Below are 15,652 nucleotides of genomic sequence, written 5' to 3' on the forward strand. Positions count from 1 at the left end.
CTCCCGACCCGCCGGTCGTCCGCCGCGGCCGGCCGCCGCGCCGCCGCCCCGGGTGGCCGCCGCGCCGCCGAGCCGACCACGGCCCGCGGCTCGCACCGCGCCGAGGGTCGCGCCTCCGTGCGCACCCCCGCCCGTGGCGTGCCGGTCGCGACCCTCGCCTCGGCGGAGGCGCCGAACCGCGCCGAGCGCCGCCGCCACCGGCCCCCGCGTCGGTCCGCGGCCCGCATGGCGCAGGGCGCCGTGGCCGTCGGCCTGGCCCTCGGCGTCGGCGGCTTCGCGATCGCCCCGGCCGCCGTCGGGGGTGCCGCCCTCGGCGCCGCCGGCACGGCCACCGACGCCGAGCCCACCCCGTCGCCGAGCCCGGCCGACACCGCCGCGACGCTGTCCCCGGCGGTCGTGCAGGAGCGCGGCGCCGCCGTGGTGTCCGCGACCAGCACCGCCCAGGCGGCCGGCAACGCCAAGGCCGACGCGATCGCCGCTGCGGTCCCGGCCGACGCCACCGCGGCCCTCGACACCGCGGTCGCCGAGCTCGACACCCTGATCGCGGCGACCCAGGCGGAGCAGCCGGCGCTGAGCGCGCTGCAGCCGGCCACCGGCGGCACGCCGGCGCCCGTGCTGTCCGGCGACGTGCTCGCCGAGGCGGTCGAGCAGGCCGGCTCCTCGGCGCTCGCCGACGCCGCGGCGGCCGGCGGGGCCGTGACCACGTCGGACGAGGACACCGGCGCGGACGACGCGGCCGAGGCCTCCCCGTCGGCCCTGCCGACCGACGCTGCCGAGACGGCCGACGCCACGGCCGCCCTGGCCGACGACGACGACCCCACCGCGGCCCGCCTCGCGGCCGCGAGCGACCGGGTCGCCACGCTGACCGCGGAGCTGCAGACGGTCACCCAGCAGGCGCAGGAGGCGGCCGCGGCCGCCGCTGCCGCGGCGGAGGCCGCCCGCAAGGAGGCCCAGCGGACCTCGCTCGAGGGCTACGCCAACGGCAAGATCCCGTCGTCCGCGCTGTGCGAGCTCGACTTCGCCCCGGGCCAGGAGCTGCGCTGCGACGCGGCCGAGGCGCTGGAGCAGCTGAACGTCGCGTTCACCCAGGCGTTCGGCACGCCCCTGGCGATCACCGACTCCTACCGGTCCTACGGCCAGCAGGTCGCGTGCCGGGCGCAGAAGGGCAACCTCTGCGCGACGCCCGGCACGTCGAACCACGGCGGCGGCGTCGCGGTCGACCTCGGCGGGAACGCCTACTCCTTCGGCACCGACCAGCACGACTGGATGCTGGCGCACGCCGAGGAGTACGGCTGGACCCTGCCGGACTGGGCCCGGTCGACCGGCTCGAAGCCGGAGCCGTGGCACTGGGAGTACGTGGGCTGACGCCCCACGCCGCACCCCCGCGGGGCGCGGGGTGCGGCGGCGGTCCGGGCGACCTACCGTGTGCAGCGCGGCGGCTGCCCGGCCGCCCGGCCACCCACTCGTGAGGAGCCTCGACATGCCCACTCGCACCGCACGCACCGCCTGGAACGGCACCCTCAACGAGGGCGGCGGCCAGGTGGAGCTCACCAGCTCGAAGGTCGGCACCTACGACGTGTCGTTCCCGAAGCGCGCGGCCGACGAGGCCGGCGGCACCACCAGCCCCGAGGAGCTCATCGCGGCGGCGCACTCGTCCTGCTACGCGATGCAGCTGTCCGCGCTGATCGGCGAGGCGGGCGGCACGCCCGAGTCCCTCGAGGTCTCCGCCGACGTGACGCTCAGCCCCGACCCCGCCGGCGGCTTCCGGATCAGCGGCATCGCCCTGACGGTCCGCGGCGAGGTCTCGGGCCTGGACGAGGCCGGCTTCCTGAAGGCCGCGCAGGACGCGAAGGCCACCTGCCCGGTCAGCAAGGCGCTCACCGGCACCGAGATCACGCTGGACGCCGCGCTCGAGTCCTGACGCGCCCCGCCCCGACGCCCCCGTCGCCCGTCCGGGCCGGCGGGGGCGTCGTCGTGCGCGGGCCCCGGGTGCCCCGTCCGTGCCCTGGACGGCGCGCCACCCACCGCCCGGCCGGTGGAACACTGACCGCGTGCCGACCGCCACGTCCCTCCCCCCGGGCGCCGACCCCCGCACGCCGCAGGGCCCCGACGCCGCCGAGCTCGTCCGCGCGCTGCGCGCCGTCGTCGGGGGAGCGGTGGACGACTCCGCCCGCCGTCGCGCCGAGTACTCCACGGACGCGTCGAACTACCGCGTGGTGCCGTCCGTCGTCGTGTTCCCGCGCGACGTGGACGACGCGCTCGCCGCGCTCGACGTCGCCCGCGGCCTCGGCGCCCCGGTGACGTCCCGCGGCGGCGGCACCTCGGTCGCCGGCAACGCCGTCGGCACCGGCGTCGTGCTCGACTGGTCCCGGCACGTGAACCGGGTGCTCGACGTCGACCCGGAGGCCCGCACCGCACGGGTCGAGCCCGGCGTCGTCATGGCGATGCTGCAGCGGGCGGCGGCGCCGCACGGCCTGCGGTTCGGCCCCGACCCGTCGACCCAGGCCCGCGCCACCCTCGGCGGCATGATCGGCAACAACGCCTGCGGGCCGCGCGCGGTGGCCTACGGGCGGACCGCCGACAACGTCCTGGAGCTCGACGTCGTCGACGGGCGGGGCCGGCGGTTCACCGCCGGGAAGGGCCTGGACCCGGTCGACGGTCTGGACGCGCTCGTCCGCGCCGAGATGGCGACCCTCCGCACGGAGCTCGGCCGGTTCGGCCGCCAGGTGTCCGGCTACTCGCTCGAGCACCTGCTGCCGGAGAACGGGGCCGACCTGGCCAAGGCGCTCGTCGGCACGGAGGGCACCGTGGTCACCCTGCTCGGCGCGACGGTGCGCCTGGTGCCGGTGTCCGCGGCCCCGGTGCTCGTCGTGCTCGGCTACCCGGACATGGCCACGGCCGCCGACGCCGTCCCGGCGCTGCTGGCGCACCGGCCCCTGGCCATCGAGGGCATGGACGCCCGCCTGGTCGACGTCGTGCGCCGGGTCAAGGGCGCCGCGGCCGTCCCGCCGCTGCCCGAGGGCGCGGGCTGGATGATGTGCGAGGTCGGCGGCGACACCCTGGACGAGGCGCTGGAGCGCGCGCACGCGCTGGCGGCCGACGCCGGCACCCGCGCGGTCGGCGTGTTCCCGCCCGGGCCGGAGGCGGCCGCGATGTGGCGCATCCGCGAGGACGGCGCCGGCCTCGGCGGCCGGACGCCGTCGGGCGAGCAGGCGTGGCCGGGCTTCGAGGACTCCGCGGTGCCGCCCGAGCGGTTGGGCGCCTACCTGCGCGACCTCGAGGCGCTCATGGCGCGGCACGGCGTCGACGGCCTGGCGTACGGGCACTTCGGCGACGGCTGCGTCCACCTGCGGCTCGACGTCCCGATGGAGCGGTCCGGCGACCCGATGCGGGCGTTCATGACCGACGCCGCGCACCTGGTCGCCTCGCACGGCGGGTCGCTGTCCGGCGAGCACGGCGACGGGCGCGCGCGGTCCGAGCTGCTGCCGGTCATGTACTCCGAGAAGGCCATCGGCGCGTTCGAGGCGTTCAAGGCGCTGCTCGACCCGGACGACCTGCTCAACCCCGGCGTCCTCGTCCGGCCGCGCCCGCTCGACGCCGACCTGCGCCGCCCGCACGCCCGGCCGATCCCCGCGGGCCACGGCGGCTTCGCGTTCGGCCACGACCACGGCGACTTCACCACGGCCGTGCACCGGTGCGTCGGCGTCGGCAAGTGCCGCGCGGACTCGTCGGCGGCGGGCGGGTTCATGTGCCCGTCGTACCTGGCGACCCGGGACGAGAAGGACTCCACCCGCGGCCGCGCCCGCGTCCTGCAGGAGATGGCGAACGGCACCCTGGTGTCCCGCGGCTGGTCCTCGCCCGAGGTGCACGACGTCCTCGACCTGTGCCTGTCGTGCAAGGCGTGCTCCTCGGACTGCCCGGCGGGCGTCGACATGGCGCAGTACAAGGCGGAGGTGCTGCACCGCACCTACCGCGGGCGGCTGCGCCCGGTGAACCACTACGCGCTCGGCTGGCTGCCGCGGTGGACCCGGCTCGTGACCGGGATCCCGGGGCTGGCGCGCCTGGCCAACGCCGCGCTGTCCGTCCGGCCGCTGGCGAAGGTCGTGCTGAAGCTCGGCGGCATGGACACCCGCCGGAAGATGGTGTCGTTCGCCGCCTCGCCGTTCCGGGACCGGGTGCGCCGCGGCGAGGTCGCGGCGCGACGCGGGTCGGCGCCCACGGCCCAGGGCGCCGGCGCGCTGTCCGTCACCGGCACCTCCGGCCGCCCGCCCGTGCTGCTGTGGACCGACTCGTTCAGCGACAGCCTGGCGCCGTCGGTGCCCGTCGCGGCCGTGAAGGTGCTGCGGGCCGCCGGCTACGAGGTGCTGGTCCCCGAGCACGACGCGTGCTGCGGGCTCACCTGGATCTCGACCGGGCAGCTCGACGGCGCGCGCAAGCGGCTCACCCACCTGCTCGAGGTGCTCGGGCCGTACGCGGTGAACGGCGTCCCGATCGTCGGCCTGGAGCCGTCCTGCACGGCCGTCCTGCGGTCCGACCTGCTGGACCTGCTCCCCGACGACCCGCGCGCGGTCGCGGTCGCCCGGTCGACCCGGACCCTCGCCGAGCTGCTCACCGCGCCCACGCCGATCGGGCCGGGGGAGCGGTGGCAGCTGCCGGACCTGTCGGACGTCACCGCCGTGGTGCAGCCGCACTGCCACCACCACAGCGTGATGACCTTCACCGCCGACCACGCGCTCCTGACCGACGCCGGCGCGTCGTTCTCGGAGCTCGCCGGCTGCTGCGGGCTCGCGGGCAACTTCGGCATGGAGGCCGGGCACTACGACGTGTCGGTCCAGGTCGCCGAGCGCGCGCTGCTGCCGGCGCTGCGGGCGGCGGCGCCCGGGGACGTGCTCCTGGCGGACGGGTACTCGTGCCGTACCCAGGCCGACCAGCTCGCCGATGTCCAGGGCGTGCACCTGGCTGAGCTCCTGGCGGCGCACCTGCCGGAGGCCGCGCAGGGCGCGTCGGCGCAGGGCGCGCCGAGGTAGCAGCCGGGCTCCCGCCTCGGCCGGGCCAGCGGATTTGGGCCCCGGCGCCGCGTGCCGTACTCTGGTCGCTGCCCAAGACCGCAGGTCGTCGGCCCCCGTGCTCTCCCCGCCTCCGTGGGGTGCGCGCGAGAGCCGCCCGAAGTCCCGCTCACGCGGAGGCCCGCGCAGGTGATCGAAGTTCGATGGTGAGGTGCGCGAGCGCCTCGACTGCGAGCCCCGGCGCCTGCGCCGGGGCTCTTCTCGTGCCGGGGCCGAGGACGACGCCCGGCGGCACCACCATCGGAAGGATTGCCATGGCGAGGCCGGACAAGGCAGCCGCAGTCGCCGAGCTCACGGACCAGTTCCGCGACTCGAACGCTGCCGTGCTGACCGAGTACCGCGGGCTCACCGTCGCGCAGCTCAAGCAGCTGCGACGGTCGCTGAGCGGCAACGCGAACTACGCCGTGGTGAAGAACACGCTGACCGCGATCGCGGCCAAGGAAGCCGGCATCGAGGGGATCGCCGACGAGCTCAAGGGCCCGTCCGCCATCGCCTTCGTCACCGGTGACCCGGTCGAGGCCGCCAAGGGTCTGCGTGACTTCGCCAAGGCGAACCCCGCACTGGTCATCAAGGGCGGTGTCCTCGACGGGCGCGCCCTGACCGCTGCGGACGTCACCAAGCTCGCGGACCTCGAGTCCCGCGAGGTCCTGCTGGCCAAGGCGGCCGGTGCGATGAAGGCCAAGCTGTTCCAGACGGCGTACCTCTTCACCGCGCCCGCCTCGAAGGCCGTGCGCACCGTCGAGGCGCTCCGCGTCCAGCAGGAGACCGCCGACACCGCTGCCTGAGCCACCCCGGCTCACGCGCTCCCCACACTGCCCCGCACGGTCGACCTGACCGGCGAGGACCGAACGGAAGGAACCGCCATCATGGCGAAGCTCACCACCGACGAGCTCATCGAGCAGTTCAAGGGCCTCACCCTCATCGAGCTCTCCGAGTTCGTGAAGGCGTTCGAGGACGTCTTCGAGGTCACCGCTGCGGCCCCGGCCGCCGTGGCCGTCGCGCCCGCCGCCGGCGGTGCCGGTGCCGAGGCCGCCGCCGAGGAGGAGAAGGACGAGTTCGACGTCATCCTCGAGGCCGCCGGCGACAAGAAGATCCAGGTCATCAAGGAGGTGCGCGGCCTCACCTCGCTCGGTCTGAAGGAGGCCAAGGACCTCGTGGACGGCGCTCCGAAGCCGGTCCTGGAGAACGTCAACAAGGAGACCGCGGACAAGGCCAAGGCCGCCCTCGAGGGCGCCGGCGCCACCGTCACCCTCAAGTGACCCGCTCCGGGTGCGGCGCGCTCGCGCGCTGACACCCGGGTCGCCTCGCACGCAGGCCCGCACCCCCTCGGGGGTGCGGGCCTGCGTCGTGCCCGGGGGTGGGCGGCGCGCCCGGCCGCCCGGCCGACCCCCGGCAGCGCGAGCGAGTCAGGGACACGGCGAGCGAGCAGTCCGCGGGTGCTCGCTCGACGCGTCGCGTACCCCCTCGGCGCGCCGCGGAATGCGCGCGGGGGAGCGGGCGTTGCACACGCCCGGAGGCACGACGGCGTGCCCGACGCGGACGGCCCCGGGCCCGCGACCAGGTGTGGCGCACGCCCCATACCACGGCGGGTGGACATGGCGCCACGTCTGTACTACGCTAGCGCTTTGCGCTGGCCTGTGCCCGCGACCCCGTATAACCCGCGCCCGACGGCATCGTAGTACGCGATGCCCGCAGGGCCTGTGGCCGGGGGGTCGCGAACCGCCGGGCCCGTCGCAGGGAACTCGATCTGCTGGGAAGGACCCCTCTTGGCTGCCTCGCGCACCTCCTCCGCAACGTCCGAAGCCATCGCGAACCGCACCATCTCCCGCCGCGTCTCGTTCGCCCGGATCGACGAGCCCCTCGAGGTCCCGGACCTCCTCGGGCTCCAGACGGAGAGCTTCGACTGGCTGCTCGGCAACGAGAAGTGGCAGGCCCGCGTCGCCGCCGCTCTCGAGAACGGCCGGCAGGACGTCCCGGAGACCGCTGGACTGGAGGAGATCTTCGAGGAGATCTCCCCCATCGAGGACTTCGGCGGCACCATGTCGCTGTCGTTCCGCGAGCACCGTTTCGAGCCGCCGAAGTACACGGCCGACGAGTGCAAGGAGAAGGACTTCACCTACGCGGCGCCGCTGTTCGTGACCGCGGAGTTCGTGAACTACACCACCGGTGAGATCAAGAGCCAGACGGTCTTCATGGGCGACTTCCCGCTCATGAGCGAGCGCGGCACCTTCATCATCAACGGCACCGAGCGCGTCGTCGTCTCCCAGCTCGTCCGCTCCCCGGGCGTGTACTTCGAGCGCGCCGCCGACAAGACGTCCGACAAGGACATCTTCTCGGTCAAGATGATCCCGAGCCGCGGTGCGTGGCTGGAGTTCGAGATCGACAAGCGCGACAACGTCGGCGTCCGCGTCGACCGCAAGCGCAAGCAGAACGCCACCGTGCTGCTCAAGGCCCTCGGCATGACCGAGTCGGAGATCCGCGAGGAGTTCGCGCAGTTCCCGGCCGTCATCGACACCCTGGAGAAGGACCACGTCCAGACCCAGGACGAGGCGCTGCTCGACCTGTACCGCAAGATCCGCCCGGGCGAGCCGCCGACCGTCGAGGCCGGCCGCGCGCTGATCGAGAACTTCTACTTCAACCCGAAGCGCTACGACCTCGCGAAGGTCGGCCGCTACAAGCTGAACAAGAAGCTCGGCATCGACGTGCCGCTCGCCGACTCGGTGCTGTCCAAGGACGACATCGTCGCCGCGATCAAGTACATGGCCGCGCTGCACGCCGACGTGGCGACCCTCCCGGGCCGGCGCAACGGCGAGGCCGTCGAGGTCCGCGTCGAGACCGACGACATCGACCACTTCGGCAACCGCCGCATCCGCGCCGTGGGCGAGCTCATCCAGAACCAGGTCCGCACCGGCCTGTCCCGGATGGAGCGCGTCGTGCGCGAGCGCATGACGACCCAGGACGTCGAGGCGATCACGCCGCAGACCCTGATCAACATCCGCCCCGTCGTGGCCTCCATCAAGGAGTTCTTCGGGACGTCCCAGCTGTCGCAGTTCATGGACCAGAACAACCCGCTCGCCGGCCTGACGCACAAGCGTCGCCTGTCCGCGCTGGGCCCGGGTGGTCTGTCCCGCGACCGCGCCGGCATGGAGGTCCGTGACGTCCACCCGTCGCACTACGGCCGCATGTGCCCGATCGAGACCCCCGAGGGCCCGAACATCGGCCTCATCGGCTCGCTCGCGACCTTCGGGCGGATCAACCCGTTCGGCTTCGTCGAGACCCCGTACCGCAAGGTCGAGTTCGGTCGCGTGACGGACGAGGTGCACTACCTCACCGCCGACGACGAGGACCGCTACGTCATCGCCCAGGCCAACGCGGCCGTGGACGCGAACGGCAAGTTCGCCGACGAGACCGTCCTGGTCCGCGTCAAGGGCGGCGACACCGAGGACGTCCCGGCCGAGACGGTCGACTACATGGACGTCTCGCCGCGCCAGATGGTGTCGGTCGCGACGGCCCTCATCCCGTTCCTCGAGCACGACGACGCGAACCGCGCGCTCATGGGCGCGAACATGCAGCGCCAGGCCGTGCCGCTGGTCCGCTCCGAGGCGCCGCTCGTCGGCACCGGCATGGAGTGGCGCGCGGCGGTCGACGCCGGCGACGTCATCGTGGCCTCGAAGCCGGGTGTGGTCACCGAGGTGTCGGCGGACCTCATCACGGTCGCCAACGACGACGCGACGACGAGCACCTACCGCGTGGCGAAGTTCCGCCGCTCGAACCAGGGCACGTCCTACAACCAGCGCGTGCTGGTCGACCAGGGCGCCCGCGTCGAGGTCGGCTCCGTGCTGGCCGACGGCCCGGCCACGGACGAGGGCGAGCTGTCCCTCGGTCGCAACCTGCTGGTCGCGTTCATGTCGTGGGAGGGCCACAACTACGAGGACGCGATCATCCTGTCGCAGCGCCTCGTGCAGGACGACGTCCTGTCCTCGATCCACATCGAGGAGCACGAGGTCGACGCCCGCGACACCAAGCTCGGCCCCGAGGAGATCACGCGGGACATCCCGAACGTCTCCGAGGACGTGCTGGCGGACCTGGACGAGCGCGGCATCATCCGCATCGGTGCCGAGGTCTCCGCGGGCGACGTGCTGGTCGGCAAGGTCACCCCGAAGGGCGAGACCGAGCTGACCCCGGAGGAGCGCCTGCTGCGCGCGATCTTCGGCGAGAAGGCCCGCGAGGTCCGCGACACGTCCCTCAAGGTGCCGCACGGCGAGTCCGGCACGGTCATCGAGGTGCGCACGTTCAACCGCGAGGACGGCGACGAGCTGCCCGCCGGCGTGAACGAGCTCGTCCGGGTGTACATCGCCCAGCGCCGCAAGATCACGGACGGCGACAAGCTCGCCGGCCGCCACGGCAACAAGGGCGTCATCTCGAAGATCCTCCCCGTCGAGGACATGCCGTTCCTCCCGGACGGCACCGCGGTGGACATCGTCCTGAACCCGATGGGTGTCCCCGGGCGCATGAACGTCGGCCAGGTGCTGGAGGTCCACCTCGGGTGGATCGCCAAGCAGGGCTGGAACGTCGAGCTGGCCGAGGGCGACCTGTCCTGGGTCGACGAGGTGCCCGACATCGCCAAGTCGTCGCAGCCGGGCGTCCCGGTCGCGACGCCGGTGTTCGACGGCGTGCCGGAGGAGACCCTGACCGGTCTGCTCGGCGCGACCCTGCCCAACCGCGACGGCGAGCGCATGGTCGGCGTGGACGGCAAGGCGCGGCTGTTCGACGGCCGCTCCGGCGAGCCGTTCCCGGACCCGGTGGCCGTGGGCTACATGTACATCCTCAAGCTGCACCACCTCGTGGACGACAAGATCCACGCCCGGTCGACCGGCCCGTACTCGATGATCACGCAGCAGCCGCTGGGTGGTAAGGCGCAGTTCGGTGGCCAGCGGTTCGGCGAGATGGAGGTGTGGGCCCTCGAGGCGTACGGCGCGGCCTACACGCTGCAGGAGCTCCTGACCATCAAGTCGGACGACATCCCGGGCCGCGTGAAGGTGTACGAGGCCATCGTCAAGGGCGAGAACATCCCCGACTCGGGCATCCCGGAGTCCTTCAAGGTGCTCCTCAAGGAGATGCAGTCCCTCTGCCTGAACGTGGAGGTGCTGTCCTCCGACGGCGTGTCGATCGACATGCGGGAGAACGACGACGAGGTGTACCGCGCCGCCGAGGAGCTGGGCATCGACCTCTCGCGCCGCCCGAACGCCGCGAGCACCGTCGACGAGATCTGACGCCGAGCGTCCGCCGGCCCCCTCACCGGGGCCGGCGGGCCGCCCGCACCCCTTGCAGCATCTCCATTCCGCCGGAACGAGGCGCCCCGCGCGCACCGGCATGCGAAGGAAGTAGGACCCCTTGCTCGACGTCAACGTCTTCGACGAGCTGCGCATCGGCCTGGCCACGGCCGACGACATCCGGACCTGGTCGCACGGCGAGGTCAAGAAGCCCGAGACCATCAACTACCGCACCCTGAAGCCGGAGAAGGACGGGCTCTTCTGCGAGAAGATCTTCGGCCCCACCCGGGACTGGGAGTGCTACTGCGGCAAGTACAAGCGCGTGCGCTTCAAGGGCATCATCTGCGAGCGCTGCGGCGTCGAGGTGACCCGTTCCAAGGTGCGTCGTGAGCGCATGGGCCACATCGAGCTGGCCGCGCCCGTCACGCACATCTGGTTCTTCAAGGGCGTGCCCTCGCGCCTCGGCTACCTGCTCGACCTCGCCCCGAAGGACCTCGAGAAGGTCATCTACTTCGCGGCGTACATGATCACGTGGGTCGACACCGACGGCCGCCAGGAGGACCTCCCGAACCTCCAGAACGAGATCGACCTGGAGCGCAAGGAGATCGCGGACCGCCGCGACAACGACATCAACACCCGCGCGTCGAAGCTCGAGGCCGACCTGGCCGAGCTCGAGGCCGAGGGTGCCAAGGCCGACGCGCGCCGCAAGGTCCGCGACTCGGCCGAGCGCGAGATGGCGCAGATCCGCAAGCGCGCGGACGCCGAGATCGAGCGCCTGGACACCATCTGGGACAAGTTCAAGAACCTCAAGGTCGCGGACCTCGAGGGCGACGAGCTGCTCTACCGCCAGCTGCAGGACCGCTACGGCAACTACTTCGAGGGCTCGATGGGCGCCGCGGCGATCCAGAAGCGCCTCGAGGCGTTCGACCTGGACGCCGAGGCCGAGAACCTGCGCGAGATCATCCGCACCGGCAAGGGCCAGCGGAAGACCCGTGCGCTCAAGCGCCTCAAGGTCGTCAACGCGTTCCTCACCACGACGAACTCGCCGACCGGCATGGTGCTGGACGCCGTCCCGGTCATCCCGCCGGACCTGCGCCCGATGGTGCAGCTCGACGGCGGCCGGTTCGCCACGTCCGACCTGAACGACCTGTACCGCCGCGTCATCAACCGGAACAACCGCCTCAAGCGGCTCCTGGACCTGGGCGCGCCGGAGATCATCGTCAACAACGAGAAGCGGATGCTCCAGGAGGCCGTGGACTCGCTGTTCGACAACGGCCGCCGCGGCCGCCCCGTCACGGGCCCCGGCAACCGCCCGCTGAAGTCGATCTCCGACATGCTCAAGGGCAAGCAGGGCCGGTTCCGCCAGAACCTGCTCGGCAAGCGCGTCGACTACTCCGGCCGTTCGGTCATCGTCGTCGGCCCGCAGCTCAAGCTGCACCAGTGCGGTCTGCCCAAGCAGATGGCGCTCGAGCTGTTCAAGCCGTTCGTGATGAAGCGCCTGGTCGACCTGAACCACGCGCAGAACATCAAGTCGGCCAAGCGCATGGTCGAGCGCGCGCGCCCGGTCGTGTGGGACGTGCTCGAGGAGGTCATCACCGAGCACCCGGTGCTGCTGAACCGTGCGCCCACGCTGCACCGCCTCGGCATCCAGGCGTTCGAGCCCCAGCTCGTCGAGGGCAAGGCGATCCACCTGCACCCGCTCGTCTGCGGCGCGTTCAACGCCGACTTCGACGGCGACCAGATGGCCGTCCACCTGCCCCTGAGCGCGGAGGCGCAGGCCGAGGCCCGCATCCTCATGCTCTCGAGCAACAACATCCTGAAGCCGTCGGACGGCCGTCCGGTGACCATGCCCTCGCAGGACATGATCATCGGCCTGTTCCACCTGACCTCCGACAAGGTGGACCCGGTGGGCGCGGGCCGGGCGTTCAGCTCGGTGTCCGAGGCGATCATGGCGTTCGACCAGGGCTCGCTGGACCTCAACGCGGTCGTCAAGATCCGCATGGAGGGCCTCGTGTTCGGCCCCGGCCAGGAGCCCGAGGGCTTCTCCGCCGACGAGCCGTTCCTGTTCGAGACCTCGCTCGGCCGCGCGCTGTTCAACGAGCTGCTGCCGGTGGACTACCCGTACGAGAACGGCGTCGTCGACAAGAAGCGCCTCTCCGTGATCGTCAACGACCTCGCGGAGCGGTACCCGAAGGTCGAGGTCGCCGCCTCGCTCGACGCCCTGAAGGAGGCCGGCTTCCGCTGGGCCACCCGCTCGGGCGTGACCATCGCGATCTCCGACGTGGCGGCGCCGACCGCCAAGCAGGAGATCCTCACCGAGCACGAGGCGCGCGCGGCGAAGGTGCAGGGCCAGTACGACAAGGGCCTCATCACCGACGACGAGCGTCGCCAGGAGCTCATCGAGATCTGGACGCAGGCCACCGACAAGGTCGCCAAGGCGATGCAGGAGAACTTCAACGCCCGCAACACCGTGTTCCGCATGGTCGGCTCGGGTGCGCGTGGTAACTGGATGCAGGTCCGTCAGATCGCCGGCATGCGCGGCCTCGTGGCGAACCCGAAGGGCGAGATCATCCCCCGCCCGATCAAGTCCAACTACCGCGAGGGCCTGTCGGTCCTGGAGTACTTCATCGCGACGCACGGCGCCCGCAAGGGTCTGGCGGACACCGCGCTGCGGACCGCCGACTCGGGCTACCTGACCCGTCGTCTGGTGGACGTCTCCCAGGACGTCATCGTCCGCGAGGAGGACTGCGGGACCGAGCGCGGCCTGACCATGCCGATCGGCGTGGCCACCGCGGACGGCTCGCTCCGCCGGCACGACAAGGTCGAGACCTCCGTCTACGCGCGGACCCTGGCGACCGCCGTCGAGATCGACGGCGAGGTCATCGGGAACTCGGGCGACGACGTCGGCGACGTCCTGCTCGACCGCCTGCTGGCGGCCGGCGTCGAGTCGCTCAAGGTCCGCTCCGTGCTGACCTGCGAGTCGCGCGTCGGCACCTGCGCGAAGTGCTACGGCCGCTCCCTGGCCACCGGCAAGCTGGTGGACATCGGCGAGGCCGTCGGCATCATCGCGGCGCAGTCCATCGGTGAGCCCGGCACGCAGCTGACGATGCGGACCTTCCACACCGGTGGTGTCGCGTCGGCCGAGGACATCACGCAGGGTCTGCCGCGTGTCCAGGAGCTCTTCGAGGCCCGCACCCCCAAGGGTGAGAGCCCCATCGCGGAGTTCTCCGGCCGCATCGCCATCGACGAGGCGGACCGGACGCGGCGCATCGTGCTGACGCCGGACGACGGCTCGGAGGAGATCGCCTACCCGATCACCAAGCGCTCGCGCCTGCTCGTGTCCGACGGCGACCACGTCGAGGTCGGCACGCAGCTGGTCCAGGGTGCGGTGGACCCGAAGAAGGTCCTGCGCATCCTCGGCCCGCGCGCCACGCAGAAGCACCTGGTGGACGAGGTCCAGGAGGTCTACAACTCCCAGGGCGTGGACATCCACGACAAGCACATCGAGGTCATCGTGCGGCAGATGCTGCGTCGCGTGACCGTGCTCGACTCGGGTGACACGGACCTGCTGCCGGGCGAGCTGGCCGAGCGCGGCCGGTTCGAGGACGCGAACCGCCGGGCGGTCGCCGAGGGCGGTCAGCCGGCCTCGGGTCGTCCGGAGCTGATGGGCATCACGAAGGCGTCGCTCGCGACGGACTCGTGGCTGTCGGCGGCGTCCTTCCAGGAGACGACCCGCGTCCTCACCGAGGCCGCGATGTCGGGCCGCTCCGACCCGCTGCTGGGCCTGAAGGAGAACGTGATCCTCGGCAAGCTGATCCCCGCCGGTACGGGCCTGCCCCGCTACCACGAGGTGTCGGTGGAGCCCACCGAGGAGGCGAAGGCCGAGCTGTACCCGTCCTTCGGCTACGACGAGATCGACTTCCCCGCCCTGGGCCTCGGCTCGGGCGAGGCGATCCCGCTCGAGGACATCGACTTCGGCGACTACCGCTGACGTCGACCCTCACCGGTCCGAGGGGGTCCGGTCGCGCCGCGTGCGTGACCGGGCCCCCTCGGCCGTGCGGGGGAGCGGGAACACCCGCGGGGCCCCCGCTGTTGTGATGGACGTCCCACGCTCCGACCGTCACCAGGTGCTTTGACCCTGGGGTGACGGCCGAGTAACGTGGGACACCGTGCCCGCGCCGTCGGGCTCTCGCGCGCGCTCACGTGGTCACCACGTGCGGCGCCGGGTGGATCGGCCCCACCGCACCTGCGTCCCCGGAGCTCCGGGAACCGGTGTGCGGAGCAGGACGGGGTCGACACGCCCGGGTGCGGGGGTCGGAGCGGGACGCAAGACCTCTCGGGGTAGTCGCGCGACGGGCGACGATCCGGACCATTGCCGGCCGTCCAGGGTGACGGGTGCCGGTCAGACCAGACTCATCAACAAGACGGAGACGTAGTGCCTACGATCCAGCAGCTGGTCCGCAAGGGCCGGCAGGCGAAGACGAACAAGTCGAAGACGCCTGCCCTCAAGGGCAGCCCGCAGCGGCGCGGTGTGTGCACCCGCGTCTACACGACCACCCCCAAGAAGCCGAACTCGGCTCTGCGGAAGGTCGCGCGCGTCAAGCTCTCCTCGGGCATCGAGGTCACCGCGTACATCCCCGGTGAGGGCCACAACCTGCAGGAGCACTCGATCGTGCTCGTGCGCGGCGGTCGTGTGAAGGACCTCCCCGGTGTGCGCTACAAGATCATCCGTGGTGCTCTGGACACCCAGGGCGTGAAGAACCGTAAGCAGGCGCGCAGCCGCTACGGCGCGAAGAAGGGCTGAACCGATGCCTCGTAAGGGTCCCGCCCCCCGCCGGCCGCTGATCGTCGACCCCGTCTACGGCTCGCCGGTCGTCACGCAGCTCATCAACAAGGTCCTCCTCGACGGCAAGAAGTCCGTCGCCGAGGCCATCGTCTACGGCGCGCTCGAGGGCGTCCGCGAGAAGACCCAGGGCGACCCGGTCGTCGTGCTGAAGCGCGCGCTGGACAACGTCCGCCCGTCGCTCGAGGTCCGCTCCCGCCGCGTCGGTGGCGCCACCTACCAGGTCCCGGTCGAGGTCCGCCCCGTCCGCCAGACCACCCTCGCGCTGCGCTGGCTCACGGACTACTCGCGGGCTCGCCGCGAGAAGACCATGACCGAGCGCCTCATGAACGAGATCCTCGACGCCAGCAACGGCCTGGGCGCCGCGGTCAAGCGCCGCGAGGACATGCACAAGATGGCCGAGTCCAACAAGGCGTTCGCCCACTACCGCTGGTAATCCCAGCAGTAGCGCGGACCCCACTACCGAGGGG

General features: G+C 72.3%; 10 protein-coding genes. 9 read left to right on the forward strand and 1 reads right to left on the reverse strand.

From position 1 onward, the window contains the following. From AC3WUG_RS08945 to AC3WUG_RS08955, 3 genes are all read left to right on the forward strand, one after another. Window positions 1-1,365 (forward strand): M15 family metallopeptidase (locus tag AC3WUG_RS08945; protein WP_492327358.1); only part of this gene is annotated, 1,365 nt, incomplete at its 5' end. Between the two features lie 115 nt (window positions 1,366-1,480). After that, window positions 1,481-1,921, forward strand: a complete 441-nt coding sequence (locus AC3WUG_RS08950) for an OsmC family protein (protein WP_217614952.1) — start codon at window positions 1,481-1,483, stop codon at window positions 1,919-1,921. 211 nt (window positions 1,922-2,132) lie between these two features. After that, a complete protein-coding gene (locus AC3WUG_RS08955; protein WP_492327385.1) occupies window positions 2,133-5,027 on the forward strand; it encodes an FAD-binding and (Fe-S)-binding domain-containing protein in 2,895 nt (964 codons plus the stop codon). Window positions 5,028-5,175: 148 nt separating this feature from the next. On the opposite strand, the gene AC3WUG_RS08960 is transcribed toward AC3WUG_RS08955, so the two are convergent. After that, window positions 5,176-5,322: a hypothetical protein gene (locus AC3WUG_RS08960; RefSeq protein ID WP_492327359.1), complete on the reverse strand. Its 147-nt coding sequence runs from the start codon at window positions 5,320-5,322 to the stop codon at window positions 5,176-5,178. Between AC3WUG_RS08960 and rplJ the strand changes: the two genes are divergently transcribed. From rplJ to rpsG, 6 genes are all read left to right on the forward strand, one after another. Next, on the forward strand, window positions 5,321-5,851 hold the full coding sequence (rplJ, locus tag AC3WUG_RS08965) for a 50S ribosomal protein L10 (protein WP_154728239.1): 531 nt from the start codon (window positions 5,321-5,323) through the stop codon (window positions 5,849-5,851). The genes AC3WUG_RS08960 and rplJ overlap by 2 nt on opposite strands. 81 nt (window positions 5,852-5,932) lie before the next feature. Continuing rightward, complete coding sequence (gene rplL, locus AC3WUG_RS08970) at window positions 5,933-6,325, forward strand: 50S ribosomal protein L7/L12 (protein WP_147794369.1); 393 nt, start codon at window positions 5,933-5,935, stop codon at window positions 6,323-6,325. Between the two features lie 507 nt (window positions 6,326-6,832). Further along, window positions 6,833-10,339 (forward strand): DNA-directed RNA polymerase subunit beta, encoded by a 3,507-nt coding sequence (rpoB, locus tag AC3WUG_RS08975; protein WP_492327360.1) that lies wholly within the window; start codon window positions 6,833-6,835, stop codon window positions 10,337-10,339. Between the two features lie 121 nt (window positions 10,340-10,460). Further along, the gene (locus tag AC3WUG_RS08980) at window positions 10,461-14,330 is read left to right on the forward strand and encodes a DNA-directed RNA polymerase subunit beta' (RefSeq protein ID WP_147794367.1); all 3,870 of its coding nucleotides are present in this window, start codon (window positions 10,461-10,463) and stop codon (window positions 14,328-14,330) included. Between the two features lie 444 nt (window positions 14,331-14,774). Further along, window positions 14,775-15,143 (forward strand): 30S ribosomal protein S12, encoded by a 369-nt coding sequence (rpsL, locus tag AC3WUG_RS08985; protein WP_147794366.1) that lies wholly within the window; start codon window positions 14,775-14,777, stop codon window positions 15,141-15,143. Window positions 15,144-15,147: 4 nt separating this feature from the next. Beyond that, on the forward strand, window positions 15,148-15,618 hold the full coding sequence (gene rpsG / locus AC3WUG_RS08990) for a 30S ribosomal protein S7 (protein ID WP_122147699.1): 471 nt from the start codon (window positions 15,148-15,150) through the stop codon (window positions 15,616-15,618). Window positions 15,619-15,652: the final 34 nt, after the last annotated feature.

It is taken from the genome of Cellulomonas sp. EB106-03-03-XG116, from assembly GCF_058792015.1.

What these genes read in the sequence shown, in the direction of transcription:
- AC3WUG_RS08950 (WP_217614952.1), top strand. Translation starts at nt 1,481, where the DNA reads ATGCCCACTCGCACCGCACGCACCGCCTGGAACGGCACCCTCAACGAG.
- rpsG (WP_122147699.1), top strand. Translation starts at nt 15,148, where the DNA reads ATGCCTCGTAAGGGTCCCGCCCCCCGCCGGCCGCTGATCGTCGACCCC.
- rplJ (WP_154728239.1), top strand. Translation starts at nt 5,321, where the DNA reads ATGGCGAGGCCGGACAAGGCAGCCGCAGTCGCCGAGCTCACGGACCAG.
- rplL (WP_147794369.1), top strand. Translation starts at nt 5,933, where the DNA reads ATGGCGAAGCTCACCACCGACGAGCTCATCGAGCAGTTCAAGGGCCTC.
- AC3WUG_RS08960 (WP_492327359.1), bottom strand. Translation starts at nt 5,322, where the DNA reads ATGGCAATCCTTCCGATGGTGGTGCCGCCGGGCGTCGTCCTCGGCCCC.